Annotated in this window: 34 protein-coding genes and 1 pseudogene; 1 reads left to right on the forward strand and 34 read right to left on the reverse strand. The window is 65.9% G+C overall.

Annotated elements, in window-relative coordinates; genetic code table 11:
• Positions 1-20 precede the first annotated feature (20 nt).
• The 30 genes from rplQ to rpsJ all read right to left on the reverse strand — a co-directional run bounded on the left by rplQ (position 21) and on the right by rpsJ (position 16563).
• The gene (gene rplQ, locus OG303_RS21085) at positions 21-530 is read right to left on the reverse strand and encodes a 50S ribosomal protein L17 (RefSeq protein WP_405870060.1); all 510 of its coding nucleotides are present in this window, start codon (positions 528-530) and stop codon (positions 21-23) included.
• Between the two features lie 187 nt (positions 531-717).
• Positions 718-1740 carry a DNA-directed RNA polymerase subunit alpha gene (locus tag OG303_RS21090; protein ID WP_003966937.1) on the reverse strand — a complete coding sequence of 341 codons (1023 nt, stop codon included), beginning with the start codon at positions 1738-1740 and terminating at the stop codon, positions 718-720.
• A 152-nt stretch (positions 1741-1892) separates the two neighbouring features.
• Positions 1893-2297 carry a 30S ribosomal protein S11 gene (rpsK, locus tag OG303_RS21095; RefSeq protein WP_003956432.1) on the reverse strand — a complete coding sequence of 135 codons (405 nt, stop codon included), beginning with the start codon at positions 2295-2297 and terminating at the stop codon, positions 1893-1895.
• Positions 2298-2367: 70 nt separating this feature from the next.
• Positions 2368-2748 carry a 30S ribosomal protein S13 gene (rpsM, locus tag OG303_RS21100; protein ID WP_405870061.1) on the reverse strand — a complete coding sequence of 127 codons (381 nt, stop codon included), beginning with the start codon at positions 2746-2748 and terminating at the stop codon, positions 2368-2370.
• Positions 2749-2945: 197 nt separating this feature from the next.
• Positions 2946-3059, reverse strand: a complete 114-nt coding sequence (gene rpmJ, locus OG303_RS21105) for a 50S ribosomal protein L36 (RefSeq protein ID WP_003998809.1) — start codon at positions 3057-3059, stop codon at positions 2946-2948.
• 61 nt (positions 3060-3120) lie between these two features.
• Positions 3121-3342, reverse strand: coding sequence for a translation initiation factor IF-1 (gene infA / locus OG303_RS21110; protein WP_003948620.1), 222 nt, complete (start codon positions 3340-3342; stop codon positions 3121-3123).
• A gap of 334 nt (positions 3343-3676) precedes the next feature.
• Positions 3677-4513 carry a type I methionyl aminopeptidase gene (gene map, locus OG303_RS21115; RefSeq protein WP_405877396.1) on the reverse strand — a complete coding sequence of 279 codons (837 nt, stop codon included), beginning with the start codon at positions 4511-4513 and terminating at the stop codon, positions 3677-3679.
• Positions 4514-4612: 99 nt separating this feature from the next.
• Entirely contained in the window at positions 4613-5275 is a 663-nt protein-coding gene (locus OG303_RS21120) for an adenylate kinase (RefSeq protein WP_405870063.1), read from the reverse strand.
• On the reverse strand, positions 5275-6588 hold the full coding sequence (gene secY / locus OG303_RS21125) for a preprotein translocase subunit SecY (RefSeq protein ID WP_405870064.1): 1314 nt from the start codon (positions 6586-6588) through the stop codon (positions 5275-5277). The genes OG303_RS21120 and secY overlap by 1 nt, the downstream gene beginning before the upstream one ends.
• A 188-nt stretch (positions 6589-6776) precedes the next feature.
• The gene (gene rplO, locus OG303_RS21130; protein WP_405870065.1) at positions 6777-7232 is read right to left on the reverse strand and encodes a 50S ribosomal protein L15; all 456 of its coding nucleotides are present in this window, start codon (positions 7230-7232) and stop codon (positions 6777-6779) included.
• A 2-nt stretch (positions 7233-7234) separates the two neighbouring features.
• A complete protein-coding gene (gene rpmD / locus OG303_RS21135; protein ID WP_006376032.1) occupies positions 7235-7417 on the reverse strand; it encodes a 50S ribosomal protein L30 in 183 nt (60 codons plus the stop codon).
• Positions 7417-8022 (reverse strand): 30S ribosomal protein S5, encoded by a 606-nt coding sequence (rpsE, locus tag OG303_RS21140; protein WP_371669683.1) that lies wholly within the window; start codon positions 8020-8022, stop codon positions 7417-7419. Before rpsE ends, rpmD begins: the two co-directional genes overlap by 1 nt.
• Positions 8023-8060: 38 nt before the next feature.
• A complete protein-coding gene (gene rplR / locus OG303_RS21145; protein ID WP_369171707.1) occupies positions 8061-8444 on the reverse strand; it encodes a 50S ribosomal protein L18 in 384 nt (127 codons plus the stop codon).
• 3 nt (positions 8445-8447) lie between these two features.
• Positions 8448-8987 (reverse strand): 50S ribosomal protein L6, encoded by a 540-nt coding sequence (gene rplF / locus OG303_RS21150; protein ID WP_266683869.1) that lies wholly within the window; start codon positions 8985-8987, stop codon positions 8448-8450.
• A gap of 24 nt (positions 8988-9011) precedes the next feature.
• Positions 9012-9410, reverse strand: a complete 399-nt coding sequence (gene rpsH, locus OG303_RS21155; protein ID WP_007384075.1) for a 30S ribosomal protein S8 — start codon at positions 9408-9410, stop codon at positions 9012-9014.
• Between the two features lie 212 nt (positions 9411-9622).
• A complete protein-coding gene (locus OG303_RS21160) occupies positions 9623-9808 on the reverse strand; it encodes a type Z 30S ribosomal protein S14 (protein WP_003948630.1) in 186 nt (61 codons plus the stop codon).
• 5 nt (positions 9809-9813) lie between these two features.
• The gene (rplE, locus tag OG303_RS21165) at positions 9814-10371 is read right to left on the reverse strand and encodes a 50S ribosomal protein L5 (RefSeq protein ID WP_405870067.1); all 558 of its coding nucleotides are present in this window, start codon (positions 10369-10371) and stop codon (positions 9814-9816) included.
• On the reverse strand, positions 10371-10694 hold the full coding sequence (gene rplX, locus OG303_RS21170; protein ID WP_053674523.1) for a 50S ribosomal protein L24: 324 nt from the start codon (positions 10692-10694) through the stop codon (positions 10371-10373). The genes rplE and rplX overlap by 1 nt, the downstream gene beginning before the upstream one ends.
• A gap of 2 nt (positions 10695-10696) precedes the next feature.
• Positions 10697-11065, reverse strand: a complete 369-nt coding sequence (gene rplN / locus OG303_RS21175; protein WP_003998823.1) for a 50S ribosomal protein L14 — start codon at positions 11063-11065, stop codon at positions 10697-10699.
• 125 nt (positions 11066-11190) lie between these two features.
• Positions 11191-11478 carry a 30S ribosomal protein S17 gene (gene rpsQ / locus OG303_RS21180; RefSeq protein ID WP_007384073.1) on the reverse strand — a complete coding sequence of 96 codons (288 nt, stop codon included), beginning with the start codon at positions 11476-11478 and terminating at the stop codon, positions 11191-11193.
• Complete coding sequence (gene rpmC, locus OG303_RS21185) at positions 11478-11702, reverse strand: 50S ribosomal protein L29 (protein WP_003998824.1); 225 nt, start codon at positions 11700-11702, stop codon at positions 11478-11480. Before rpmC ends, rpsQ begins: the two co-directional genes overlap by 1 nt.
• The gene (gene rplP / locus OG303_RS21190) at positions 11702-12121 is read right to left on the reverse strand and encodes a 50S ribosomal protein L16 (RefSeq protein ID WP_009327094.1); all 420 of its coding nucleotides are present in this window, start codon (positions 12119-12121) and stop codon (positions 11702-11704) included. The genes rpmC and rplP overlap by 1 nt, the downstream gene beginning before the upstream one ends.
• 5 nt (positions 12122-12126) lie before the next feature.
• Positions 12127-12951 (reverse strand): 30S ribosomal protein S3, encoded by an 825-nt coding sequence (rpsC, locus tag OG303_RS21195; RefSeq protein ID WP_405870071.1) that lies wholly within the window; start codon positions 12949-12951, stop codon positions 12127-12129.
• Complete coding sequence (rplV, locus tag OG303_RS21200) at positions 12951-13298, reverse strand: 50S ribosomal protein L22 (protein ID WP_165261516.1); 348 nt, start codon at positions 13296-13298, stop codon at positions 12951-12953. Before rplV ends, rpsC begins: the two co-directional genes overlap by 1 nt.
• 40 nt (positions 13299-13338) lie before the next feature.
• The gene (gene rpsS / locus OG303_RS21205) at positions 13339-13620 is read right to left on the reverse strand and encodes a 30S ribosomal protein S19 (protein WP_030930516.1); all 282 of its coding nucleotides are present in this window, start codon (positions 13618-13620) and stop codon (positions 13339-13341) included.
• Between the two features lie 12 nt (positions 13621-13632).
• Positions 13633-14469, reverse strand: a complete 837-nt coding sequence (gene rplB / locus OG303_RS21210; protein ID WP_405870073.1) for a 50S ribosomal protein L2 — start codon at positions 14467-14469, stop codon at positions 13633-13635.
• Positions 14470-14509: 40 nt separating this feature from the next.
• Complete coding sequence (rplW, locus tag OG303_RS21215) at positions 14510-14929, reverse strand: 50S ribosomal protein L23 (protein WP_405870075.1); 420 nt, start codon at positions 14927-14929, stop codon at positions 14510-14512.
• Positions 14929-15585 carry a 50S ribosomal protein L4 gene (rplD, locus tag OG303_RS21220; protein ID WP_405870076.1) on the reverse strand — a complete coding sequence of 219 codons (657 nt, stop codon included), beginning with the start codon at positions 15583-15585 and terminating at the stop codon, positions 14929-14931. Before rplD ends, rplW begins: the two co-directional genes overlap by 1 nt.
• Before the next feature lie 7 nt (positions 15586-15592).
• Positions 15593-16237 (reverse strand): 50S ribosomal protein L3, encoded by a 645-nt coding sequence (gene rplC, locus OG303_RS21225; RefSeq protein WP_020118531.1) that lies wholly within the window; start codon positions 16235-16237, stop codon positions 15593-15595.
• A 17-nt stretch (positions 16238-16254) separates the two neighbouring features.
• Positions 16255-16563 (reverse strand): 30S ribosomal protein S10, encoded by a 309-nt coding sequence (gene rpsJ / locus OG303_RS21230; RefSeq protein ID WP_003948644.1) that lies wholly within the window; start codon positions 16561-16563, stop codon positions 16255-16257.
• A 704-nt stretch (positions 16564-17267) separates the two neighbouring features.
• On the opposite strand from rpsJ, the pseudogene OG303_RS21235 reads away from it, so the two are divergent.
• A pseudogene (locus OG303_RS21235) lies at positions 17268-18353 on the forward strand (right-handed parallel beta-helix repeat-containing protein); the annotation flags it as partial.
• A 68-nt stretch (positions 18354-18421) separates the two neighbouring features.
• Here the strand turns inward: OG303_RS21235 and OG303_RS21240 are convergent.
• The 4 genes from OG303_RS21240 to rpsG form a co-directional block, all read right to left on the reverse strand.
• The gene (locus tag OG303_RS21240; protein ID WP_405870078.1) at positions 18422-19564 is read right to left on the reverse strand and encodes an acyltransferase family protein; all 1143 of its coding nucleotides are present in this window, start codon (positions 19562-19564) and stop codon (positions 18422-18424) included.
• A 265-nt stretch (positions 19565-19829) separates the two neighbouring features.
• Positions 19830-21023 (reverse strand): elongation factor Tu, encoded by a 1194-nt coding sequence (gene tuf / locus OG303_RS21245; protein ID WP_147995149.1) that lies wholly within the window; start codon positions 21021-21023, stop codon positions 19830-19832.
• A gap of 157 nt (positions 21024-21180) precedes the next feature.
• Positions 21181-23307, reverse strand: coding sequence for an elongation factor G (fusA, locus tag OG303_RS21250; RefSeq protein WP_405870080.1), 2127 nt, complete (start codon positions 23305-23307; stop codon positions 21181-21183).
• Positions 23308-23346: 39 nt separating this feature from the next.
• Complete coding sequence (gene rpsG / locus OG303_RS21255; protein WP_003974303.1) at positions 23347-23817, reverse strand: 30S ribosomal protein S7; 471 nt, start codon at positions 23815-23817, stop codon at positions 23347-23349.
• Between the last annotated feature and the right edge of the window lies 1 nt (position 23818).

Here is a 23818-nt window from a genome sequence, read left to right on the forward strand (position 1 = left end):
AACAGCCTTCGCCAGAACGCTTACGCGTCCTTCGACTCCTCGGCGGCTTCCTCGGCCTCGTCGGCCTTGGTCACGTCGACCTTGGCGTCCTCGACCTCGACCGCAGCCTCGACGTCCTTGGCGGCACGCTTCGTCGCGGCCTCGGCCTCGCCGGTCGCCTGCTGCGCGACCGTCAGCGCCTCGACCAGCTCGATGACAGCCATGGGCGCGTTGTCGCCACGGCGGTTACCGATCTTGGTGATGCGGGTGTAGCCACCCGGACGGTTCTCGTAGCGCGGGCCGATCTCGGTGAAGAGCGTGTGCACGATGCTCTTGTCCGTGATGACCTGCAGCACCTGGCGGCGGTTGTGAAGGTCGCCCTTCTTCGCCTTGGTGACCAGACGCTCGGCGTACGGGCGCAGGCGGCGGGCCTTCGCCTCGGTGGTGGTGATGCGGCCGTGCTCGAACAGCGCCTTCGCGAGGTTCGCGAGGAGCAGCTTCTCGTGCGCGGCACTGCCGCCCAGACGGGCACCCTTGGTGGGCTTCGGCATGGTTCTTCTCCTGTGTGTCTGCCCCGGCCGTATCAGGTACCGAGGTCAGTATCCGAGCAGGCGGCCGCCTGTCGGAGATCCGGAGCCTTTTACAGCCTCGGAGGTCCCGCGCCCCAAGGGGCGCGGGGAACTGCGCGGCCGGCCACAACCGGCCCGCAGCCACAATCCAGCCGTCGAACCCGAGCTCTTAGTACTGCTCGGTCTCGACGAACCCGGCATCCGCGTCGTCGTCGGCGCCGAAGGCGTCGGCGGCGGCGGTCGGGTCGAATCCGGGCGGGCTGTCCTTGAGCGCGAGGCCCATACCGGCCAGCTTCGCCTTGACCTCGTCGATGGACTTCGCACCGAAGTTGCGAATGTCGAGGAGGTCGGCCTCGGAGCGGGCGACGAGCTCACCCACGGAGTGGATGCCCTCACGCTTGAGGCAGTTGTACGACCGAACGGTGAGCTCCAGCTCCTCGATCGGCAGGGCGAGATCGGCGGCCAGGGCGGCGTCCGTCGGCGACGGGCCCATGTCGATGCCCTCGGCGTCGATGTTCAGCTCACGCGCCAGACCGAACAGCTCGACCAGGGTCTTACCGGCCGAGGCCATGGCGTCACGCGGGCGCATGGCCTGCTTGGTCTCGACGTCGACGATCAGCTTGTCGAAGTCGGTGCGCTGCTCGACACGGGTCGCCTCGACCTTGTACGTGACCTTCAGCACCGGCGAGTAGATCGAGTCGACCGGGATACGCCCGATCTCCTGACCCACCTGCTTGTTCTGCACCGCCGAGACGTAACCGCGGCCGCGCTCGACCGTCAGCTCCATCTCCAGCTTGCCCTTGCCGTTGAGCGTGGCAAGCACCAGGTCGGGGTTGTGGACCTCGACACCGGCCGGGGGCGCGATGTCGGCGGCGGTGACCAGACCCGGACCCTGCTTGCGCAGGTACATCACGACCGGCTCGTCGTGCTCCGAGGAGACGACCAGCTGCTTGATGTTCAGGATCAGGTCGGTGACGTCCTCCTTGACGCCCGGCACGGTGGTGAACTCGTGCAGGACACCGTCGATGCGGATGCTGGTGACAGCAGCCCCGGGGATCGACGACAGGAGGGTGCGGCGGAGGGAGTTGCCGAGGGTGTAGCCGAAGCCCGGCTCCAGCGGCTCGATCACGAACCGGGAACGGAACTCGTCGACGACCTCTTCGGTCAACGAGGGACGCTGAGCGATCAGCATGTGTGGATCAGATCCTTCTTTCGTGGACGCCCGCTATTTGACGCCCGACGGAATCGTCCCCCGCAAAAGGGACGGGTACTGCAAGGGTACGGGCGGTACGGCCCTTTGAAAGTGCCGTACCGCCCGAAATCCCAAGACCTACCGGCCGTGCGTCAGACGCGACGACGCTTCGGCGGACGGCAGCCGTTGTGCGGGGTGGGGGTGACGTCCTGGATGGAGCCGACCTCGAGGCCCGTGGCCTGGAGGGAGCGGATCGCGGTCTCGCGACCGGAGCCCGGGCCCTTCACGAAGACGTCGACCTTGCGCATGCCGTGCTCCTGCGCGCGGCGGGCGGCCGACTCGGCGGCCATCTGCGCGGCGAAGGGGGTGGACTTGCGCGAGCCCTTGAAGCCGACGTGGCCGGCGGAGGCCCAGGAGATCACGTTGCCCGAGGGGTCCGTGATCGAGACGATCGTGTTGTTGAACGTGCTCTTGATGTGCGCGTGGCCGTGAGCGACGTTCTTCTTTTCCTTGCGGCGCACCTTCTTGGCAGCGCCCTGACGACCCTTGGGGGGCATCTAGTAACTCCTACGGGGAGGTGGTCGGTCCTACAGCGAAGACCGCTGGTGAAGCGTTGTCCGCTGAGGACTACTTCTTGCCCGGCTTCTTCTTGCCGGCGATGGCGCGACGCGGGCCCTTGCGGGTACGGGCGTTCGTGCTGGTGCGCTGACCGCGGACGGGCAGGCCACGACGGTGACGGAGACCCTGGTAGCAACCGATCTCGACCTTGCGGCGGATGTCGGCCTGGACCTCGCGACGGAGGTCACCCTCGGTCTTGATGTTGCTGTCGACGAACTCGCGGATCGCGACGAGCTGCTCCTCGGAGAGGTCGCGAACGCGGGTGTTCGGGTCGACGCCGGTCGCTGCCAGCGTCGCCTGCGAGAGGGTCCGGCCGATGCCGAACACATAGGTGAGGGCGACCTCCACACGCTTTTCGCGCGGGATGTCAACACCGGAAACGCGTGCCATTCAATGGCTCCAGTTGATCCTCGGAGGTCTTCCACAGAACCGGCTCCCAGCCGCCGTACAAGGTACGAACCGGGTCCCCGGCCTCCGAACCGGGGGTATCAGACACCTGCGGTGCCTGGGTCCTGCGTATGAACATATTCAGCTCGCGTCGCGCGAATCTCTGCGATGTCGATGCAGAGGGATCGGTCGATCGTGCGTCAGCCCTGGCGCTGCTTGTGGCGCGGGTTCTCGCAGATGACCATGACCCGACCGTGACGGCGGATCACCCTGCACTTGTCGCAGATCTTCTTGACGCTCGGCTTGACCTTCATGGGATTGAGGTTCTCCGGGTCAGTTGCCGGCAGCCCCGCTCGCGCGGGACGTGGGCAAGATCTACTTGTAGCGGTAGACGATCCGGCCACGCGTCAGGTCGTACGGAGACAACTCCACCACGACCCGGTCGTCAGGGAGGATGCGGATGTAGTGCATACGCATCTTGCCGCTGATGTGTGCCAGGACCTGGTGGCCGTTCTGGAGCTCGACCTTGAACATGGCGTTCGGAAGAGACTCGACGACAGTGCCCTCGATCTCGATGGCACCTTGCTTCTTGGCCACGCTTCGCCCTTCGAATCGACTACCTTGATCGACTCCCGCACTGTTCCCTCACGGGGCGCATGCGGACATGCGGGTGCACGAGAGCCGACGAGTCAGTCTACGTCAGCGCACCCGGAAAGACGAATCGAGAGAGTCTGCCCCAGGCCCTAGATCATTAAGCGAACGGGCTTCAGCCGAGCGGGTCCGAAGCCACCGTGATCCCGTACTCCGCCGGCTTCGCCTTGCCGCCGACCCATCCCCATCGCCGCTCTCGCGGGCTCGGCGCCGGGAGCGCCTCACAGGCTTCGAGCGGCTGCGCCGGCCTCCGACCGGCGGTCGCGGCTCGGGCCCGGACTCAGGCCAGCGGATCCGGCGCCGCCGTGATCCCGAGCTCCGCCAGCTTCGCCCTGCCCCCATCGGGAGCCGTGAGGACCAAGGGGCCCTCCTCCGTCAGCGCGATGGAGTGCTCCCAGTGGGAGGACCAGGTGCCGTCGGTGGTGATGACCGTCCAGTCGTCGGAGAGGACCTCGGTCTTCGGCGTGCCGAGGGAGACCATCGGCTCGATCGCGAGGCAGAAGCCCGGGACCAGCTTGGGGCCCTTGCCGCGGCGCTTCTCCACGTAGTTCAGCAGGTGCGGGTCCATGTGCATCTCGGTGCCGATGCCGTGGCCGCCGTAGTCCTCGATGATTCCGTACTTGCCGCCGCCCGGCTTCGGCTGGCGGCGGATGTAGGTCTCGATGGCGCGGGAGACGTCGACGAGCCGGTTGCCCTGCTTCATCGCCGCGATGCCGGCCCACATCGACTCCTCGGTGACCCGGGAGAGCTCGATCAACTCGGGGGCGTGGCCCGAGCCGACGAAGGCCGTGTACGCCGCGTCGCCGTGCCAGCCGTCGATGATCGCGCCGCAGTCGATGGAGATGATGTCGCCGTCCTTGAGGATGACCTCGTCGGACGGGATGCCGTGGACGACGACCTCGTTGACGGAGGTGCAGATCGTGGCCGGGAAACCGCCGTAGCCAAGGAAGTTGGGCTTGGCGTCGTGCTCGGCGAGCACCTTGCGCGCGACCTGGTCCAGGTCCTTGGTGGTCGCCCCGGGGACCGCGGCCTCACGAGTGGCCGCGTGGATGGCGGCGACGACCAGCCCCGCCTCACGCATCTTGGCGATCTGCTCGGGGGTCTTGATCTGCACCATGGGTGGCCTGCGCTCTCCGTCACTCACGTCAACCAATTACCTACACAACAGTACGGCCGTGACGCCCCTGGGGGTGCCACGGCCGTAACCGGCTGACGGCTACTTGCCGTCGTCCTCGCGCTTGAGGGCTTCCATCGCCCGCTGCGTGACCTCGCCCACCGGGCCGAGGGACGAGATCGTGACGACCAGGCCCTGCGCCTTGTAGTAGTCGATGATCGGCTCGGTCTGCGTGTGGTAGACCTCGAGCCGGGTGCGGACGGTCTCCTCGGAGTCGTCGTCACGCTGGTAGAGCTCACCGCCGCAGACGTCGCAGACGCCTTCGTTCTTCGGCGGGCTGTACGTCACGTGGAACACGTGCGCCGAGTCGTTGCGGCAGATGCGCCGGCCGGCGATCCGCTTGACGACCTCTTCCTCGGGGACCTCGAGGTCGAGTACCGCGTCCAGCTTGATGCCCTCGGTCTTGAGCAGCTCGTCGAGCGCCTCGGCCTGCGAGACGTTGCGCGGGAAACCGTCGAGCAGGAAGCCGTTCTCCGCGTCCGGCTGCTCCATGCGGTCCTTGGCCATCGCGATGGTGACCTCGTCGGGGACGAGATTGCCGGCGTCCATGTAGGACTTCGCGAGTTTCCCGAGCTCCGTCTGCTGGCTGATGTTGGCGCGGAACAGGTCGCCCGTGGAGATGTGCGGGACACGCAGCTTCTCGGCAAGGCGAGTGGCCTGCGTGCCCTTCCCGGCGCCAGGCGGCCCGACGAGAACGATTCGCATCAGCGGAGGAACCCTTCGTAATTGCGCTGCTGGAGCTGGCTCTCGATTTGCTTCACCGTCTCGAGACCCACACCCACGATGATCAGGATGCTGGTCCCGCCGAACGGGAAGTTACCGGTTGCCCCGAACCCGACCAACGCCATCGTTGGCACAAGAGCGATCAGACCCAGATACAGCGAACCCGGCCAGGTGATCCGGTTGAGTACGTAGCTGAGGTACTCAGCGGTCGGTCGGCCAGCCCGGATGCCCGGGATGAAGCCACCATACTTCTTCATGTTGTCGGCGACTTCTTCGGGGTTGAAGGAGATCGCCACGTAGAAGAACGCGAAGAAAACGATCAGCAAGAAGTAGCTGACCAGGTAAATCGGGTGGTCGCCCTTGGTCAGGTTCTGCTCGACCCAGGTCTTCCAGCCTGCCTTGCTCCCGGAGAACTGAGCGATCAGCGCCGGGATGTAGAGCAGCGAGGACGCGAAAATGACGGGAATCACACCCGCCTGGTTGACCTTCAGCGGGATGTAGGTCGACGTACCGCCGTAGGAACGGCGGCCGATCATGCGCTTCGCGTACTGCACGGGGATGCGCCGCTGGGCCTGCTCGACGAAGACCACCAGGCCGACCATGACCAGGCCGACGAGGATGACGGTGCCGAACTCGATCCAGCCGTCGGCCAGCTTGCCCTGCTTCTTGATCGCCCACAGCGCGGACGGGAAGGTCGCGGCGATCGAGATGAACATCAGGATCGACATGCCGTTGCCGATGCCGCGGTCGGTGATGAGCTCACCGAGCCACATGACGACGGCCGTACCGGCGGTCATGCAGATGACCATGGTGATGGTGGTGAAGATCGCCTGGTCCGGCACGATGCTGCTGGCAGTGCTGCAGCCGCTGAACAGGGCGCCGCTGCGGGCGGTGGCCACCAGGCCGGTGCCCTGCAGGATGGCGAGCGCCACCGTCAGGTACCGGGTGTACTGCGTGATCTTCGACGTGCCCGCCTGGCCCTCCTTCTTGAGGGCTTCCAGGCGCGGGATCACCACGGTCAGCAGCTGCAGAATGATGCTCGCCGTGATGTACGGCATGATGCCCAGCGCGAAGATCGTGATCTGCAGCAGCGCGCCGCCGCTGAACATGTTGACCAGGCCGAAGAGGCCCTGGTTGCCGGAGGCCTCGTCCACGCATGTCTGGACGGCCGTGTAGTTGACGCCGGGGATCGGGACGTGCGTACCAACCCGGTACACCACGATGATGGCGAGCGTGAAGAGCAGCTTCTTGCGCAGGTCGGGTGTCCTGAACGCCCGGGCGAACGCGGTGAGCACGGTGCCTCCTGCGACCCCCGCGCAACAGCGTCAAGGGTGACGGTCTTGAGGTTCGACGGATACAAAAAAGAACAGTGCAGGCTACCTTACCGGCGGCACGGCTTCCCTTGGAACGACCAACCGGGGATACCCCATTGTTGGGGTATCCCCGGTCGGGATCGCTCAAGTCATCGAGACACCTGAGTGGTTCAGATGAGCTCGGTGACGGTGCCGCCGGCACCGGTGATCTTCTCCTTGGCGGAGCCGGAGACGGCGTCGACCGTCACCTGCAGCGCCACGGAGATCTCACCCTGGCCGAGGACCTTGACGAGGCTGTTCTTGCGAACGGCACCCTTGGCCACCAGACCCTCGACGGTGACTTCGCCACCCTCGGGGTAGAGCGCGGCCAGCTTGTCGAGGTTCACGACCTGGTACTCGGTCTTGAACGGGTTCTTGAAGCCCTTCAGCTTCGGGAGGCGCATGTGGAGGGGCATCTGCCCACCCTCGAAGCGCTCCGGAACCTGGTAACGGGCCTTCGTGCCCTTGGTACCACGACCGGCCGTCTTACCCTTCGACGCCTCACCACGACCGACACGGGTCTTGGCGGTCTTGGCGCCCGGGGCGGGACGGAGGTTGTGGATCTTGAGCGGGTTGTTCTCCGCCATGATCAGTCGACCTCCTCAACCGTCACGAGGTGGCGGACGGTGTGCACCATTCCGCGGAACTCGGGGCGGTCCTCCTTGACGACCACGGTGTTGATCCCCTTGAGACCAAGGGACCGCAGGGTGTCACGGTGGTTCTGCTTGCTGCCGATGTACGACTTCGTCTGCGTGACCTTGAGGCGAGCCATTACGCACCCGCCCCGGCACGTGCACGGAGAAGAGCCGCGGGGGCGACGTCCTCGAGCGGCAGGCCACGGCGGGCCGCGACCTCCTCGGGACGCTGCAGACCCTTCAGGGCCGTCACGGTCGCGTGCACGATGTTGATCGCGTTCGACGAGCCGAGCGACTTCGACAGGATGTCGTGGATACCGGCGCACTCGAGCACGGCACGCACCGGGCCACCGGCGATGACGCCGGTACCGGGGGACGCGGGCTTGAGCAGAACGACGCCGGCAGCCTTCTCACCCGTGATCGGGTGCGGGATGGTGCCCTGGATACGGGGGACCTTGAAGAAGTGCTTCTTGGCCTCCTCAACACCCTTGGCGATGGCGGCCGGCACCTCCTTGGCCTTGCCGTATCCGACACCCACGGTGCCGTCACCGTCGCCCACCACGACCAGCGCAGTGAAGCTGAAGCGACGACCACCCTTCACAACCTTGGCGACGCGGTTGATCGCGACGACGCGCTCAACGTACGCGGTCTTCTCGGCGGCAGCAGCGCCGCCGTCACGGCCCTTCCGGTCCCGCCGCTCGCCGCCACCGGCACCGCTTCCACGGCGCTGGGGTCCAGCCATTGGATTACCTCTCTCTTTCCGCTAGCTACGGAAGCGGCTCAGAACTTGAGCCCGGCTTCGCGGGCGGCGTCCGCCAGGGCGGCAATGCGCCCGGCGTACTGGTTGCCACCACGGTCGAATACGACAGCCTCGACACCGGCGGCCTTGGCACGCTCGGCGACCAGGGCGCCGACCTGCTTGGCCTGCGTCGACTTGTCGCCCTCGGCACCGCGGATCGAGGTGTCCAGGGTGGACGCCGACGCAAGGGTGTGACCCTTGATGTCGTCGATCACCTGGGCCACGATGTGGCGGTTCGAGCGGGTAACGACCAGACGCGGACGCTCCGCCGTTCCGTTGATGTGCTTACGGATCCGGATGTGGCGGCGCTTGATCGCGGCGCGCTTGTAGGCGTCGCCCTTGAGGATCTTCTGTCCGTATGCCATGGCTTACTTACCCGCCTTTCCGACCTTGCGGCGGATGACTTCGCCCTCGTACTTGACGCCCTTGGCCTTGTACGGGTCAGGCTTGCGCAGCTTGCGGATGTTGGCCGCAACCTCGCCGACCTTCTGCTTGTCGATGCCCTCGACCGAGAAGTGCGTCGGGTTCTCGACCTTGAACGAGATGCCCTCGGGCGCCTCGACCGTGATCGAGTGGCTGTAGCCGAGCGCGAACTCGAGGTTCGAACCCTTGGCCGCCACGCGGTAACCGACACCACTGATTTCGAGCTTCTTCACGTAACCCTGGGTCACGCCGGTGATCATGTTCGCCACCAGCGTGCGGGACAGGCCGTGCAGGGCCTTGTTCTGACGCTCGTCGTTGGGGCGGGTGACGTTGAGAACGCCGTCCTCACCCTTGGCGATGTCGATCGGCGCGGCAACGGTGTGGGTCAGCGAGCCCTTGGGGCCCTTGACCGAGACCGTACGGCCGTCGATGGTGACGTCCACGCCGGCGGGAACCGTGATGGGGAGCTTGCCAATGCGCGACATAGCTGTTTCCTCCGTTCCCTTCCGCTACCAGACGTAGGCGAGGACTTCCCCACCCACGCCCTTCTTGCCGGCCTGCTTGTCGGTCAGGAGACCGTGCGACGTGGAGATGATCGCCACGCCGAGGCCACCGAGGACCTTGGGCAGGTTGGTGGACTTCGCGTACACCCGGAGACCGGGCTTGGAGATCCGCTTGATGCCCGCGATGGAGCGCTCACGGTTCGGGCCGAACTTCAGCTCGAGAACGAGGTTCTTGCCGACCTCGGCGTCCTCGACCTTCCAGCCCGTGATGAAGCCCTCCTGCTGGAGGATCTCCGCGATGTGAGACTTGATCTTCGATGCCGGCATCGTCACGGAGTCGTGGTATGCCGAGTTCGCGTTGCGCAGACGCGTAAGCATGTCTGCGATCGGATCAGTCATGGTCATGAATTGGCCTTCGGCCTCTCTCGCCGGGGTTTCCAGGTGCCCATCCCTCTCCTCGATCCGAGACGAGGCGGGTGCGGTGCGGTGGACCTACGGCGTAGTAAGTCGTACGGGCGACCGTCAGGCGCCCAACCCTCCAAGCCTAAGCCATGGAGAGGAGGGCGCCTGACACGCCCATTGCTTACCGAGAGCTTCGGGAATCCCTAACTGCGGGACTACCAGGAGCTCTTGGTCACGCCCGGCAGCTCGCCACGGTGAGCCATCTCACGAAGGCACACGCGGCACAGGCCGAACTTGCGGTACACGGAGTGGGGACGGCCGCAGCGCTGGCAGCGCGTGTAGCCACGCACGCCGAACTTGGGCTTGCGAGCAGCCTTTGCGATCAGAGCCTTCTTCGCCATCTCGCTCACGCCTCCTTGAAGGGGAAGCCGAGGTGACGAAGGAGCGCGCGGCCCTCAGCGTCGTTGGTCGCCGTGGTGACCACGGTGATGTCCATACCCCGGACGCGGTCGATCTTGTCCTGGTCGATCTCGTGGAACATGACCTGCTCCGTGAGACCGAAGGTGTAGTTGCCACGACCGTCGAACTGCTTGGGGGACAGACCACGGAAGTCGCGGATGCGCGGCAGCGCGAGCGACAGGGTGCGGTCCAGGAACTCCCACATGCGGTCGCCACGGAGCGTGACGTGGGCACCGATCGGCTGACCCTCACGCAGCTTGAACTGCGCGATGGACTTGCGGGCCTTGGTGACGGCCGGCTTCTGACCGGTGATCGTGGTGAGGTCGCGGATGGCGCCCTCGATCAGCTTGGAGTCGCGGGCGGCGTCGCCCACACCCATGTTGACCACGATCTTGACGAGGCCGGGGATCTGCATGACGTTCTCGTACGAGAACTCCTCACGCAGCTTGCCCGTGATCTCCTCGCGGTACTTCGTCTTGAGACGCGGAGTGGTGGTGGTAGCCATCAGATGTCCTCACCCGTCCGCTTGGCAACGCGGATCTTGTTGCCCTCGTCGTCGAAGCGGTAACCGACACGCGTGACAACCTTGTTGCCGTCCTTCTCAACGACCAGCTGGACGTTGGAGACGTGGATCGGCGCCTCGGTCGTGACGATGCCGCCGGCCTGCGAACCGCGAGCGGTCGGACCGGCCTTGGTGTGCTTCTTGACCCGGTTGACACCCTCGACCAGGACGCGCTCGTCGCGCGGGTAAGCGGCAATGACCTTGCCCTGCTTGCCCTTGTCCTTGCCGGTGATGACCTGGACCAGGTCGCCCTTCTTGATCTTCATGCTTACAGCACCTCCGGAGCCAGCGAGATGATCTTCATGAACTTCTTCTCGCGCAGCTCACGCCCGACCGGGCCGAAGATGCGGGTGCCGCGAGGGTCGCCGTCGTTCTTCAGAATGACGGCGGCGTTCTCGTCGAAGCGGATGTACGAGCCGTCCGGACGGCGGCGCTCCTTGACGGTGCGAACGATGACCGCCTTGACGACGTCACCCTTCTTCACGTTGCCACCGGGGATCGCGTCCTTGACGGTGGCGACGATGACGTCACCGATGCCCGCGTAGCGGCGACCGGAGCCACCGAGCACACGGATGCAAAGGATTTCCTTCGCACCAGTGTTGTCGGCGACACGCAGTCGCGACTCCTGCTGGATCACGTCTATCTCCTGTTTGTCTGCCGGTTCCCCGGGAGCCGCTCAGCGAGCGGCTCCCGGAGCCTGGCGGAACTGTCCTGCGGGTTTGCCCGCAGGCGTACTTATTGGAATTCCCTTGCGGGAATTACCTACTTGGCCTTCTCGAGGATCTCGACGACGCGCCACCGCTTCGTGGCGGACAGCGGCCGGGTCTCCGCGAGGAGGACACGGTCGCCGACACCCGCGGCGTTCTGCTCGTCGTGCGCCTTGAGCTTGTTGGTACGGCGGATGACCTTGCCGTACAGCGCGTGCTTGACGCGGTCCTCGACGGCGACGACGACGGTCTTGTCCATCTTGTCGCTGACGACGAGACCCTCGCGGGTCTTGCGGAAGCCGCGGGCCTCTGCAGTCTGCTCAGTCACGTTGCTCTCACTCATCAGGCGCTCTCCACCGTCTCGATGCCCAGCTCGCGCTCACGCATCAGGGTGTAGATCCGCGCGATGTCCTTACGGACGGCCTTGAGCCGACCGTGGTTCTCGAGCTGGCCCGTCGCCGCCTGGAAGCGGAGGTTGAACAGCTCTTCCTTGGCTTCGCGGAGCTTCGCCAGAAGCTCCTCGTCACCCAGTTCGCGCAGCTCGGACGCCTTGGTACCGGCCGACATCACGCTTCACCTGCCTCGCGCTTGACGATCCGGCACTTCATCGGCAGCTTGTGGGCCGCACGGGTCAGCGCCTCACGGGCGATCTTCTCGTTGGGGTACGACAGCTCGAACATCACGCGTCCGGGCTTGACGTTGGCGATCCACCACTCCGGCGAACCCTTACCGGAACCCATGCGGGTCTCGGCAGGCTTCTTGGTGAGGGGACGGTCCGGGTAGATGTTGATCCAGACCTTGCCACCACGCTTGATGTGACGCGTCATGGCGATACGAGCGGCCTCGATCTGACGGTTCGTCACGTAGGCCGGGGTGAGCGCCTGGATGCCGTACTCGCCGAACGCAACCTGCGTGCCGCCCTTGGCAGCGCCGCTGCGCTTCGGGTGGTGCTGCTTGCGGTGCTTGACCCTACGGGGGATCAGCATTTCGGTCAGGCCTCCGTTCCGGTGCTCTCAGCCGGAGCGGCGGCGGGGGCCTCGGCCTTGGGGGCCTCGGCGCCTGCAGCCTGCTGCGGCTTACGACCGCGCCGCTCGCCACCGCGGCCACCACGGGCCGGGCGGTCGGCACCGCCACCGCGAGCCGGGCGGTTACCCGCACGGGCGGCAGCGTTCTCGGCGCGGACCTCGGCGATGTTCTTGACGTCGCCCTTGTAGATCCAGACCTTCACACCGATGCGGCCGAAGGTCGTCTTGGCCTCGAAGAAGCCGTAGTCCACGTTCGCGCGGAGCGTGTGCAGGGGCACACGGCCCTCGCGGTAGAACTCCGAGCGGGACATCTCGGCGCCACCGAGGCGGCCACCGCACTGGATCTTGATGCCCTTCGCGCCGGCCTTCATCGTGCCCTGCATGCTCTTACGCATGGCGCGACGGAAGGAAACGCGGGAGGACAGCTGCTCGGCAACGGCCTGAGCAACCAGCTGAGCGTCGGTCTCGGGGCTCTTGACCTCGAGGATGTTCAGCTGGACCTGCTTGCCCGTGAGCTTCTCGAGGTCACCGCGGATGCGGTCGGCCTCGGCGCCACGGCGGCCGATGACGATGCCCGGACGAGCGGTGTGGATGTCCACACGCACGCGGTCACGGGTGCGCTCGATCTCCACCTTCGAGATGCCGGCGCGCTCCATGCCGGACGTCATCATCCGACGGATGGCGACGTCTTCCTTGACGTAGTCCTTGTACAGCTTGTCGGCGTACCAACGGGACTTGAAGTCCGTGGTGATGCCGAGCCGGAACCCGTGCGGGTTTACCTTCTGGCCCATTACCGGGTTCCTTCCTTGCTGCTGACGACCACGGTGATGTGGCTGGTCCGCTTGCGGATCCGGTAGGCACGGCCCTGGGCACGCGGACGGAACCGCTTCAGGGTCGGGCCCTCGTCGACGTAGGCCTCGGAGATGAAGAGGCTGTCGGCGTCGGTGTGGTCGTAGTTGTGCGCGGCGTTGGCAATGGCGCTGTCCAGCACCTTGCCGACCGGCACGCTCGCGGCCTGCGGGGCGAAACGCAGGACCGCCTGAGCCTCCGTGGCGGCCATGCCACGGATGAGGTCCACCACGCGGCGGGCCTTCATGGGCGTGACGCGGATGTACCGCGCCTGGGCCCTGGCTTCCATGGTTGTCCCTTCAGTGTTTGTCATGGTCGTTCACCCCGCGCTAGCGGCGCTTCGACTTCCGGTCGTCCTTGACGTGACCCCGGAAGGTGCGCGTCGGCGAGAACTCGCCGAGCTTGTGGCCGACCATCGACTCGGTGACAAACACCGGGATGTGGGTCTTGCCGTTGTGCACCGCGATCGTGTGGCCCAGCATGGCCGGGACGATCATCGAGCGGCGGGACCAGGTCTTGATGACGTTCTTGGAACCGGCTTCGTTCTGAGCATCCACCTTCTTGGCGAGGTGCTCGTCGACGAAGGGCCCCTTCTTGAGACTGCGCGGCATCTAAACCCGCTCCTAGCGCTTCTTGTTCGTCTTGCGGCGGCGGACGATGTACTTGTTCGAAGCCTTCTTCGGCGAACGAGTACGACCCTCCTTCTGACCCCAGGGGCTGACCGGGTGGCGACCACCGGAGGTCTTGCCCTCACCACCACCGTGGGGGTGGTCAACCGGGTTCATCGCCACACCGCGAACGGTCGGGCGGACGCCCAACCAGCGCTTGCGGCCGGCCTTGCCCCAGTTGATGTTGCTCTGCTCGGCGTTGCCGACCTCGCCGACCGTGGCGCGGCAGCGCTGGTCGACCAGGCGGATCTCACCGGACGGCATACGAAGGTGGGCCATCGTGCCCTCCTTCGCGAGCAGCTGCACGGAGGCACCGGCGGAGCGGGCGAACTTGGCGCCGCCGCCCGGACGAAGCTCCACGGAGTGGATCGTCGTACCGACCGGGATGTTGCGCAGCGCCAGGTTGTTGCCGGGCTTGATGTCGGCGCCGGGGCCGTTCTCGATCCGGTCGCCCTGGTTCAGGCCCTTCGGCGCCAGGATGTAGCGCTTCTCGCCGTCCACGTAGTGGAGCAGCGCGATGCGCGCGGTGCGGTTGGGGTCGTACTCGATGTGCGCGACCTTCGCCGGCACGCCGTCCTTGTCGTGACGACGGAAGTCGATCACTCGGTAGGCGCGCTTGTGTCCGCCACCCTGGTGGCGAACGGTCACACGACCGGAATTGTTACGGCCGCCCTTGCTGTGCAGCGGGCGAACCAGCGACTTCTCCGGCGTGGACCGCGTGACCTCGACGAAGTCGGCGACGCTGGAGCCACGACGGCCCGGCGTAGTCGGCTTGTACTTGCGGATTCCCATTTCTCAGTCCTCGTCCGATATCGGACGATCCGGACCGCCATTAGGCGGTCGGACCGCCGAAGATGTCGATACGGTCGCCCTCAGCGAGGGTCACGATCGCGCGCTTGGTGGCCGCACGCTGGCCGAAGCCGGTGCGGGTCCGCTTGCGCTTGCCGATGCGGTTGATCGTGTTGACCCCGGTGACCTTGACCGAGAAGACCGCCTGGACGGCCTGCTTGATCTGGGTCTTGTTGGCGCCCGGGGCGACGATGAACGTGTACTTGTTGTCGTCGAGAAGCGCGTAGCTCTTCTCGGAGACGACCGGCTTCAGCAGCACGTCACGGGGGTCCGTGAACGACTTGCTGATCGGCGTCTCGACGGTGTTCTTGCCCTCGGCCTCGTGGCGACGCGCCTTGGCGACGCGCGCGACCTTGGCGGCCTTGGCAGCCTTGGAGGCAATGCTCGGGTGACGCGTAGCCATCAGGCTTCGCTCCCTTCGGTGTCAGCGGCCTTGGGGCCAGACACGAAGGACTCGAACGCGGCCTGGGTGAAGACCACGTCGTCCGAGACGAGAACGTCGTACGTGTTCAGCTGGCCCGGCTCCAGGAGGTGGACCTGGGGCAGGTTGCGGGCGGACAGCCACGCAGCCTCGTCGGCGCGGTCGACGACCAGGAGCAGGTTCTTGCGCTCCGAGATCTTGCCGAACAGCGTCCGAGCGGACTTGGTGGAGGGGGTCTCGCCCTCGATCACGCCGGTCACGACGTGGATACGGTTGTGGCGGGCCCGGTCGGTGAGGGCGTGGCGCAGGGCCGCGGCCTTCATCTTCTTCGGGGTCCGCTGCGAGTAGTCACGCGGCTGCGGGCCGTGGACGACGCCACCGCCGGCGAACTGCGGCGCACGGGTCGAGCCCTGACGGGCGCGGCCGGTGCCCTTCTGGCGGTAAGGCTTCTTACCGCCACCACGGACTTCACCGCGACGCTTGGTCTTGTGCGTGCCCTGGCGGGCAGCGGCGTTCTGCGCGACGACGACCTGGTGAAGCAGCGGGATGCTGATCTTCTCCACGCCGAAGATCTCCGCGGGGAGCTCGACGCTACCGGTCTTCTCGCCTGCAGGCGAAAGGATGTCAACAGTGCTCATCGGTACCTCAGGCCCCCTTGGCCGCGGTGCGGACCAGGACGAGGCCGCCGTTCGGACCGGGAACCGCGCCCTTGATGAGCAGCAGACCCTTCTCCGCGTCAACGGCGTGGACGGTCAGGTTCTGGGTGGTGACACGCTCGTTGCCCATGCGACCCGCCATGCGGAGGCCCTTGAACACGCGGCCCGGGGTGGCGCAGCCACCGATCGAACCGGGAGAGCGGTGCTTGCGCTGGGTGCCGTGACCGGCGCCGAGGCCCTTGAAGTTGTGACGCTTCATGACACCGGCGAAGCCCTTGCCCTTGCTCTTGCCGGTCACGTCCACCTTGACGCCGGCCTCGAAGACCTCAGCGGAGATCTCCTGGCCCAGCGTGTACTCGGAGGCGTCCGCGGTGCGGATCTCGACGAGGTGGCGGCGGGGAGTGACGTCGGCCTTGGCGAAGTGACCCTTGAGGGGCTTGTTCACCTTGCGCGGGTCGATCTCGCCGAAGGCGATCTGGACCGACTCGTAGCCGTCCACGTCGTTCGTGCGGACCTGGGTCACGACATTGGGGCTGGCCTTGACGACGGTGACCGGAACAACACGGTTGTTCTCGTCCCACACCTGCGTCATGCCGAGCTTCTCGCCCAGGATGCCCTTGATCTGCTTAGCCATTCTCAGATCACCGACCCCTAGAGCTTGATCTCGATGTCGACACCGGCCGGGAGGTCGAGTCGCATCAGGGAGTCAACGGTCTTGGGCGTCGGGTCGAGGATGTCGATCAGGCGCTTGTGCGTGCGCATCTCGAAGTGCTCGCGCGAGTCCTTGTACTTGTGCGGCGACTTGATGACGCAGTACACGTTCTTCTCAGTGGGCAGCGGCACCGGGCCCGCGACCGACGCACCAGTACGCGTCACCGTCTCGACGATCTTCTTCGCCGAGCTGTCGATGACCTCGTGGTCGTAGGCCTTGAGCCGGATGCGGATCTTCTGTCCCGCCATGGCTACTCAGTAGTCCTGTCTCTCGTAACGCTCTGGAACCCGGTGTTCCGCTGACTTCGTACGCTGACTTCTCTCCGACCCACGCGGTCGGGCGTGTCGCGCTCTCGCTGACACAGATGCCCCATCGTTCGAACATCCCTGCTGGGAAAGCACGGCCCTTCCGGAACCGCAAGCCGGGGGCGAAGGGCCCACCGGGTGCCTGGCCGGCGCTGCACTGACACTTCCCGAAAGATTCCCGTACGTCCGCCCCAGTGCTGCCGTAGGGCAGTTAGGGCGACGAGTACTGTGGGACTCGCTTTCAGTCCTCCCGGCGGGAGGCGCGCAGCATCAACACTCGACCGAGCAACTCGGACAGTCTGCCATATGGGGCAGGGGCCTGGCCAATCGAGCCGGAGAGAATACCCCCAGGGTGACGCAGGTCAAACACAGCCCCTTCAGGAGCGGCCGGCACGCCTCGCTCCGGCCACCCGGGCACCCATGATCTCGTTCATGTTCATGAATAAGAATCAAGCACCCGTCTATTGACGCGTCCACGGCAAGCGCTTACGTTCCTCCCCGGAGAAAGCGCTTTCCCTTGCACGGAACCCCTGGTCACGGACGAACCTGGAGGCAACACCATGCAAGTGAGACCCGTCATCGCGTGCGTCGGCCTGCTGGCCGGCACGCTCGTCGCGCTGTCCGGCACCTCGGCGCAGGCCGCGAGCACTACGCTGTACGTGTCGCCGAGCGGCACCGACAGCGCGGCCGGCACGCAGTCCGCCCCGACGACGCTCACCTCGGCGATCAGCCGTATCGCCCCCGGCGGCACCATCTATCTGCGCGGCGGGACGTACGCCTACTCGTCGACGGTCACGATCCCGGCGGGCAGCAACGGCTCCTCCGGCGCACTCACCACCCTGTCCGCCTACTCGGGCGAGACTCCGGTGCTGAACTTCTCGGCGCAGAGCGAGAGTTCGTCGAACCGCGGGCTCCAGCTGAACGCCAATTACTGGCACCTGTACGGCCTCACCGTCGAGCACGCCGGCGACAACGGGATCTACGTCGGCGGCAGCAACAACGTCGTCGAGCGCACGGTGACGGCGTACAACCGAGACACGGGTCTGCAGCTGGGCCGGATCTCCTCCAGCACCCCCAGCAGCCAGTGGCCGTCGAGCAACCTGATCGTGAGTTCCCAGTCGCACGACAACGCCGACTCCGACGGCGAGGACGCCGACGGGTTTGCGGCGAAGCTCACCACCGGCACCGGGAACGTCTTCCGTTACGACGTCTCCCACCACAACATCGACGACGGCTGGGACCTGTACACCAAGACCGACACGGGTGCCATCGGACCGGTGACCATCGAGTACTCCCTGTCCTACGGCAACGGCACGCTCAGCGACGGCAGTCAGAGCGGCGACGGCGACCGCAACGGCTACAAGCTCGGCGGCGACGACATCGCCGTCAACCACGTCGTCCGGCACAACATCGCCTACGGCAACGGCCACCACGGGTTCACGTACAACAGCAACCCCGGCACGATGGCCGTCTCGAACAACGCGAGCGTCGACAACGCGGAGCGCAACTTCTCGTTCGACGCGGGCACTTCGGTCTTCCGCACCAACACCTCGTGCCGCTTCGGCGTCAGCGGTTCGAACGACAAGACGGTTGGCGACGTGGACAGCTCCAACCAGTTCTGGACGGGTACGAACGGTTCCCGCTGCTCCTCCTACAGCGGCGCCCTGGGCTGGTCCTTCGCCTCGGACGGCCACCTCGCGGTGACGTTCGGCGGCACGGTGGTGACGCCGTAACCGACCCGACCGGACGGCAAAGGGGCCCGTACGACTCCGGTCGTATGGGCCCCTTTGCGCAGACCGCGCTAGGCGCTCGCGTTCCGCAGCCGGGCGAACGACGTGTCCAGCCCCCGCTTCAGCAGTCGCGCAACGGGCCGTTCCACGAAGCGGTGGACGAGCCGGCTCAGGACCAGGAAGGCGGCGATCATCAGGGCGACCAGCAGCCGGGGGTCCATGGTGTCGCGGAGCCGGCTGATCAGCGTCGTACCGGCCACGTAGTGGATCAGGTACAGCGGATACGTCAGGCTGCCGGCGGTGACCAGCCACTTCCAGCGGACGCGGTCCGTCGCGCCGAGCGCGATCGCGACCATGGCGAGCAGGAACACGGTGAAGATCACCATGCTCCCCCGCCAGCCGGAGACATGCTCGACCTCGTCGATCCTGAGCCCCAGCTCCCGCTGCCCCATCAGCCACGCCATCGTGAGGATGCCCCACAGCAGCAGGTCCTGGCCGAAGCGGTGCATGAGGTAGAGGGCGAGGCCGGCGATGAAGAACCAGGCGCCTTCCGGGTTGGCGGCCAGCGTCAGGAGGTGGAACTTCGCCACCGGGGCCGACATCGCCGCCGCGCCCCACACGCAGCAGAAGATCACGACCTTGCGGTACGTCAGCCCGGTGGCGACGACGACCATGAAGAGCAGGTAGAAGCGCAGCTCCGACCAGAGCGTCCAGTAGACGCCGTCGACGCTCGACACCCCCGAACCCGACTGCAGCATCGTGAAGTTGAGCAGGATGTCGCGCAGCTTCAGCCGGTCCCAGACGCCCGGCACCGCCACCAGCACGGTCGTGGTGAAGGCGATGGCGAACCAGTACGCCGGGTAGAGCCGGATCACCCGGGAGACGAAGAACTGCCGCGGGGTGCGCCCCCAGCACGACATGCAGATCACGAAGCCGCTGATCACGAAGAAGATCTCGACGCCGATCCAGCCGTAGGCGGCGAAGTGGAACACCGTCGGCATGATGTCGGAGACCGGTCGGTCCCAGATGGAGTTGTGCGGCTGGTCGACGCGCCGGCTGCCGGCGTAGTGGTGCACGGCGACCATCAGGGCGGCGACGAGGCGGATGCCGTCGATGGCGTACAGGCGCGGGCGCTCGCGGCGGAGCGGGGCCGCATGACGGCGTACCTGCACCGTCCGCAGTTGCTGCGTCGGCCGGTCGACCATCATCGACATCAACGATCATCCCCTGTCTGCCTGCTTCGACCGTTCAACGCTAGGCCGTCACAACCGCCCCACAGCGAGCAGACAAGAACATTCGGGACATTGGTGACGGGGAGTTGGTCCAACTCTCGACGACGCGACCCGCAGGGTTCGCCGAGACTTCACCGTGCGACCGTCACACCACCGCGCCGGGAAAGACGAAAGGGCCCGTACGACCGAAGTCGTACGGGCCCCTTCAGGAGCTCGCGGCTGGAGCTACCAGGTCAGATCGACAAGCTTACTTGTTGATCTTGGTGACCTGGCCGGCGCCCACGGTCCGGCCACCCTCACGGATGGCGAACTTCAGGCCCTCTTCCATGGCGACGGGCTGGATGAGCTCAACGGTCATCTCAGTGTTGTCGCCCGGCATGACCATCTCGGTGCCCTCGGGGAGGGTCACGACGCCGGTCACGTCCGTGGTACGGAAGTAGAACTGCGGGCGGTAGTTGTTGAAGAACGGCGTGTGACGGCCGCCCTCGTCCTTGGACAGGATGTACGCCTGCGCCTCGAACGAGGTGTGCGGGGTGACCGAGCCGGGCTTGATGATGACCTGGCCGCGCTCGACGTCCTCGCGCTTGATGCCGCGGAGCAGCAGACCGACGTTCTCACCGGCCTGGCCCTCGTCGAGCAGCTTGCGGAACATCTCGATGCCGGTGACCGTGGTGGTGGTCTTCTCGGTCTTGATGCCGACGATGTCGACGGTCTCGTTGACCTTGAGGACACCACGCTCGATACGGCCGGTGACGACCGTGCCACGACCGGTGATCGTGAAGACGTCCTCGATCGGCATCAGGAACGGCTTGTCGACGTCACGCTCGGGCTGCGGGATGTTCTCGTCGACGGCCTTCATCAGGTCGAGGACGGTCTTGCCCCACTCGGCGTCGCCCTCGAGAGCCTTGAGCGCCGAGACCTTGACGACCGGCAGGTCGTCGCCCGGGAACTCGTACTCGGAGAGAAGCTCACGAACCTCGAGCTCGACGAGCTCCAGGATCTCCTCGTCGTCCACCATGTCGGCCTTGTTCAGGGCGACAACGATGTAGGGAACGCCGACCTGGCGGGCCAGGAGCACGTGCTCCTTGGTCTGCGGCATCGGGCCGTCGGTGGCGGCAACCACGAGGATGGCGCCGTCCATCTGCGCCGCACCCGTGATCATGTTCTTGATGTAGTCCGCGTGACCGGGGCAGTCGACGTGGGCGTAGTGACGCGTCTCCGTCTGGTACTCGACGTGCGCGATGGAGATCGTGATACCGCGCTGGCGCTCTTCGGGAGCCTTGTCGATCTGGTCGAAGGCCGAGGCCTCGTTCAGGTCCGGGTACGCGTCGTGCAGCACCTTGGTAATGGCGGCCGTGAGGGTCGTCTTACCGTGGTCGATGTGACCGATGGTGCCGATGTTGACGTGCGGCTTAGTCCGCTCGAACTTCGCCTTCGCCACTGGGGTCCTCCTGTGGAGTGGTTCTGGTACGCCTTACTCATCGGCGCCAGGTGATCTTTGCTGGATGGCCCGGATCCCCGGGGCATTCCCTCCGCTCTTGCGGTGGAATGCCCCACGAGGCTCCGGAGTCAAGCCTACGGCGTGTGAACGCGGTGCGTTACTCGCCCTTGGCCTTCGCGATGATCTCCTCGGCGACGTTCCGCGGAACCTCGGCGTAGGAGTCGAACTGCATCGAGTAGCTTGCGCGACCCGACGTCTTGCTGCGGAGGTCTCCGACGTAGCCGAACATCTCCGAGAGGGGCACGAGACCCTTCACGACGCGGGCACCGGCCCGCTCCTCCATGGCCTGGATCTGGCCACGGCGGGAGTTGATGTCGCCGATGACCTCGCCCATGTAGTCCTCGGGCGTGGTGACCTCGACGGCCATCATCGGCTCGAGCAGCACGGGGCTGGCCTTGCGCGCGGCCTCCTTGAACGCCTGCGAACCGGCGATCTTGAAGGCGAGCTCGGAGGAGTCGACCTCGTGGTAGCCACCGTCGATGAGCGTGACGCGGACGCCCGTCATCTCGTAGCCCGCCAGGATGCCGAACTGCATGGCCTCCTGCGCACCGGCGTCGACCGAAGGGATGTACTCCTTCGGGATACGGCCACCGGTCACCTTGTTCACGAACTCGTACGAGGCGTCGCCGCCCTCGATGGGCTCGATCGCGATCTGCACCTTGGCGAACTGGCCGGTACCACCAGTCTGCTTCTTGTGCGTGTAGTCGACGCGCTCGACGGCCTTGCGGATCGTCTCGCGGTAGGCGACCTGCGGCTTGCCGACGTTGGCCTCGACCCTGAACTCGCGCTTCATACGGTCGACCAGCACCTCGAGGTGCAGCTCGCCCATACCGCCGAGGATGGTCTGGCCCGTCTCCTCGTCCGAGTGAACGTGGAAGGAGGGGTCCTCCTCCGCGAGACGCTGGATGGCGACACCCAGCTTCTCCTGGTCACCCTTGGACTTGGGCTCGATGGCGACCTGAATGACCGGCGCCGGGAAGTCCATGGACTCCAGGATCACCGGGTTCTTGTCATCGCAGAGCGTCTCACCGGTCGTGGTCTGCTTCAGACCCATCACGGCGACGATGTCGCCGGCGCCCACCGCATCGATCTCCTCACGCTTGTTCGCGTGCATGCGGTAGATCTTGCCGATGCGCTCCTTCTTGCCCTTGACGGAGTTCAGCACGGCGGTGCCGGTCTCCAGGCGGCCCGAGTACACCCGGACGAAGGTGAGCTTGCCGAGGTGCGGGTCGCTCATGATCTTGAACGCAAGGGCGGACAGCGGCTCGTCCTCGGACGGCTTGCGCTTGACGACGACCTCGGGGTCCTTGACGTCGTGGCCCTCGATGGCCTCGACGTCGAGGGGGGTCGGCAGGTAGCGCACGACCGCGTCGAGCAGGGGCTGGACGCCCTTGTTCTTGAACGCGGTGCCACAGAACACCGGGGTGACCGTGACGCCGTCGCTCTTGCCGGACGCGATGGTGATGCGACGGATCGCGGCGTACAGCTGCTCCTCGGTGGGCTCCTGGCCCTCCAGGAACAGCTCCATGATCTCGTCGTCGTTCTCCGCGACGGTCTCGACCAGCTGGCCGCGGTACTCCTCGGCGGCCTCGACGTGCGTGGCGGGGATGTCGACGACGTCGTACATCTCGCCCTTGGCCGCCTCGGCGGACCACACGAGCGCCTTCATGCGGACCAGGTCCACAACGCCCTTGAAGTCGGCCTCGGCACCGATCGGCAGCTGCATGATGATCGGAACGGCACCGAGCCGGTCCTTGATCATGTCCACGCAGCGGTGGAACTCGGCGCCGGTACGGTCCAGCTTGTTCACGAAGCAGATGCGCGGCACGCCGTAACGGTCGGCCTGACGCCACACCGTCTCGGACTGCGGCTCAACGCCCGCGACACCGTCGAACACGGTGACGGCACCGTCGAGGACGCGGAGCGAACGCTCCACCTCGACCGTGAAGTCCACGTGACCCGGGGTGTCGATGATGTTGATCGTGTAGTCGTCGTCCTCAAGCGGCCAGTGACAGGTGGTGGCAGCAGAGGTGATCGTGATGCCACGCTCCTGCTCCTGCTCCATCCAGTCCATGGTGGCAGCGCCGTCGTGGACTTCACCGATCTTGTAGCTGACGCCGGTGTAGAAGAGGATCCGCTCGGTGGTGGTCGTCTTGCCCGCGTCGATGTGGGCCATGATGCCGATGTTGCGCACCTTGGCCAGGTCAAGTGAAGTGGTAGCCATAAGGCTTCAGTCTTCTCTCGGTCTCGATGTGGGTAGCGACTACCAGCGGTAGTGCGCGAAGGCCTTGTTGGACTCGGCCATCTTGTGGGTGTCCTCGCGCTTCTTCACAGCGGCACCGAGGCCGTTGGAGGCGTCGAGAAGCTCGTTGAGCAGACGCTCGGTCATGGTCTTCTCGCGACGGGCGCGGGAGTAACCGACCAGCCAGCGCAGCGCGAGCGTGTTGGCACGACCGGGCTTGACCTCGATCGGAACCTGGTACGTCGCACCACCGACACGGCGGGACTTGACCTCGAGGGTCGGCTTGATGTTCTCCAGCGCGCGCTTCAGCGTGATGACCGGGTCGTTGCCCGTCTTCTCACGCAGACCTTCCATGGCGCCGTAGACGATGCGCTCGGCGGTGGAGCGCTTGCCGTTCAGCAGCACCTTGTTGATGAGCGACGTGACAAGAGGAGAACCGTAGACCGGGTCGATGATGACCGGGCGCTTCGGGGCGGGGCCCTTACGAGGCATT

The sequence above is a fragment of the Streptomyces sp. NBC_00005 genome (genome assembly GCF_045160215.1).
Lineage (GTDB): Bacteria > Actinomycetota > Actinomycetes > Streptomycetales > Streptomycetaceae > Streptomyces.

Excerpts from the sequence above, each read along its gene's own strand:
- rplC (WP_020118531.1), bottom strand. The coding sequence starts at position 16,237 with ATGGCTAAGCAGATCAAGGGCATCCTGGGCGAGAAGCTCGGCATGACG.
- rplP (WP_009327094.1), bottom strand. The coding sequence starts at position 12,121 with ATGCTGATCCCCCGTAGGGTCAAGCACCGCAAGCAGCACCACCCGAAG.
- rplV (WP_165261516.1), bottom strand. The coding sequence starts at position 13,298 with ATGGAAGCCAGGGCCCAGGCGCGGTACATCCGCGTCACGCCCATGAAG.
- rplQ (WP_405870060.1), bottom strand. The coding sequence starts at position 530 with ATGCCGAAGCCCACCAAGGGTGCCCGTCTGGGCGGCAGTGCCGCGCAC.
- rplE (WP_405870067.1), bottom strand. The coding sequence starts at position 10,371 with ATGGCTACCACCACCACTCCGCGTCTCAAGACGAAGTACCGCGAGGAG.
- OG303_RS21120 (WP_405870063.1), bottom strand. The coding sequence starts at position 5,275 with ATGCGAATCGTTCTCGTCGGGCCGCCTGGCGCCGGGAAGGGCACGCAG.
- rpmC (WP_003998824.1), bottom strand. The coding sequence starts at position 11,702 with ATGTCGGCCGGTACCAAGGCGTCCGAGCTGCGCGAACTGGGTGACGAG.
- rplF (WP_266683869.1), bottom strand. The coding sequence starts at position 8,987 with ATGTCGCGCATTGGCAAGCTCCCCATCACGGTTCCCGCCGGCGTGGAC.
- OG303_RS21090 (WP_003966937.1), bottom strand. The coding sequence starts at position 1,740 with ATGCTGATCGCTCAGCGTCCCTCGTTGACCGAAGAGGTCGTCGACGAG.
- rpsM (WP_405870061.1), bottom strand. The coding sequence starts at position 2,748 with ATGGCACGCGTTTCCGGTGTTGACATCCCGCGCGAAAAGCGTGTGGAG.
- rpsC (WP_405870071.1), bottom strand. The coding sequence starts at position 12,951 with ATGGGCCAGAAGGTAAACCCGCACGGGTTCCGGCTCGGCATCACCACG.
- rplB (WP_405870073.1), bottom strand. The coding sequence starts at position 14,469 with ATGGGAATCCGCAAGTACAAGCCGACTACGCCGGGCCGTCGTGGCTCC.
- OG303_RS21240 (WP_405870078.1), bottom strand. The coding sequence starts at position 19,564 with ATGTCGATGATGGTCGACCGGCCGACGCAGCAACTGCGGACGGTGCAG.
- rplW (WP_405870075.1), bottom strand. The coding sequence starts at position 14,929 with ATGGCTACGCGTCACCCGAGCATTGCCTCCAAGGCTGCCAAGGCCGCC.
- rpsH (WP_007384075.1), bottom strand. The coding sequence starts at position 9,410 with ATGACCATGACTGATCCGATCGCAGACATGCTTACGCGTCTGCGCAAC.
- rplO (WP_405870065.1), bottom strand. The coding sequence starts at position 7,232 with ATGGCGGAGAACAACCCGCTCAAGATCCACAACCTCCGTCCCGCCCCG.
- rpsJ (WP_003948644.1), bottom strand. The coding sequence starts at position 16,563 with ATGGCGGGACAGAAGATCCGCATCCGGCTCAAGGCCTACGACCACGAG.
- rplD (WP_405870076.1), bottom strand. The coding sequence starts at position 15,585 with ATGAGCACTGTTGACATCCTTTCGCCTGCAGGCGAGAAGACCGGTAGC.
- OG303_RS21160 (WP_003948630.1), bottom strand. The coding sequence starts at position 9,808 with ATGGCGAAGAAGGCTCTGATCGCAAAGGCTGCTCGCAAGCCCAAGTTC.
- rpsE (WP_371669683.1), bottom strand. The coding sequence starts at position 8,022 with ATGGCTGGACCCCAGCGCCGTGGAAGCGGTGCCGGTGGCGGCGAGCGG.
- rplR (WP_369171707.1), bottom strand. The coding sequence starts at position 8,444 with ATGGCATACGGACAGAAGATCCTCAAGGGCGACGCCTACAAGCGCGCC.
- rpsG (WP_003974303.1), bottom strand. The coding sequence starts at position 23,817 with ATGCCTCGTAAGGGCCCCGCCCCGAAGCGCCCGGTCATCATCGACCCG.
- rpsS (WP_030930516.1), bottom strand. The coding sequence starts at position 13,620 with ATGCCGCGCAGTCTCAAGAAGGGGCCCTTCGTCGACGAGCACCTCGCC.
- fusA (WP_405870080.1), bottom strand. The coding sequence starts at position 23,307 with ATGGCTACCACTTCACTTGACCTGGCCAAGGTGCGCAACATCGGCATC.
- rpmJ (WP_003998809.1), bottom strand. The coding sequence starts at position 3,059 with ATGAAGGTCAAGCCGAGCGTCAAGAAGATCTGCGACAAGTGCAGGGTG.
- rpmD (WP_006376032.1), bottom strand. The coding sequence starts at position 7,417 with ATGGCTCGCCTCAAGGTCACGCAGACGAAGTCGTACATCGGCAGCAAG.
- map (WP_405877396.1), bottom strand. The coding sequence starts at position 4,513 with ATGGTGCAGATCAAGACCCCCGAGCAGATCGCCAAGATGCGTGAGGCG.
- rpsK (WP_003956432.1), bottom strand. The coding sequence starts at position 2,297 with ATGCCCCCCAAGGGTCGTCAGGGCGCTGCCAAGAAGGTGCGCCGCAAG.
- rpsQ (WP_007384073.1), bottom strand. The coding sequence starts at position 11,478 with ATGAGTGAGAGCAACGTGACTGAGCAGACTGCAGAGGCCCGCGGCTTC.
- rplX (WP_053674523.1), bottom strand. The coding sequence starts at position 10,694 with ATGAAGATCAAGAAGGGCGACCTGGTCCAGGTCATCACCGGCAAGGAC.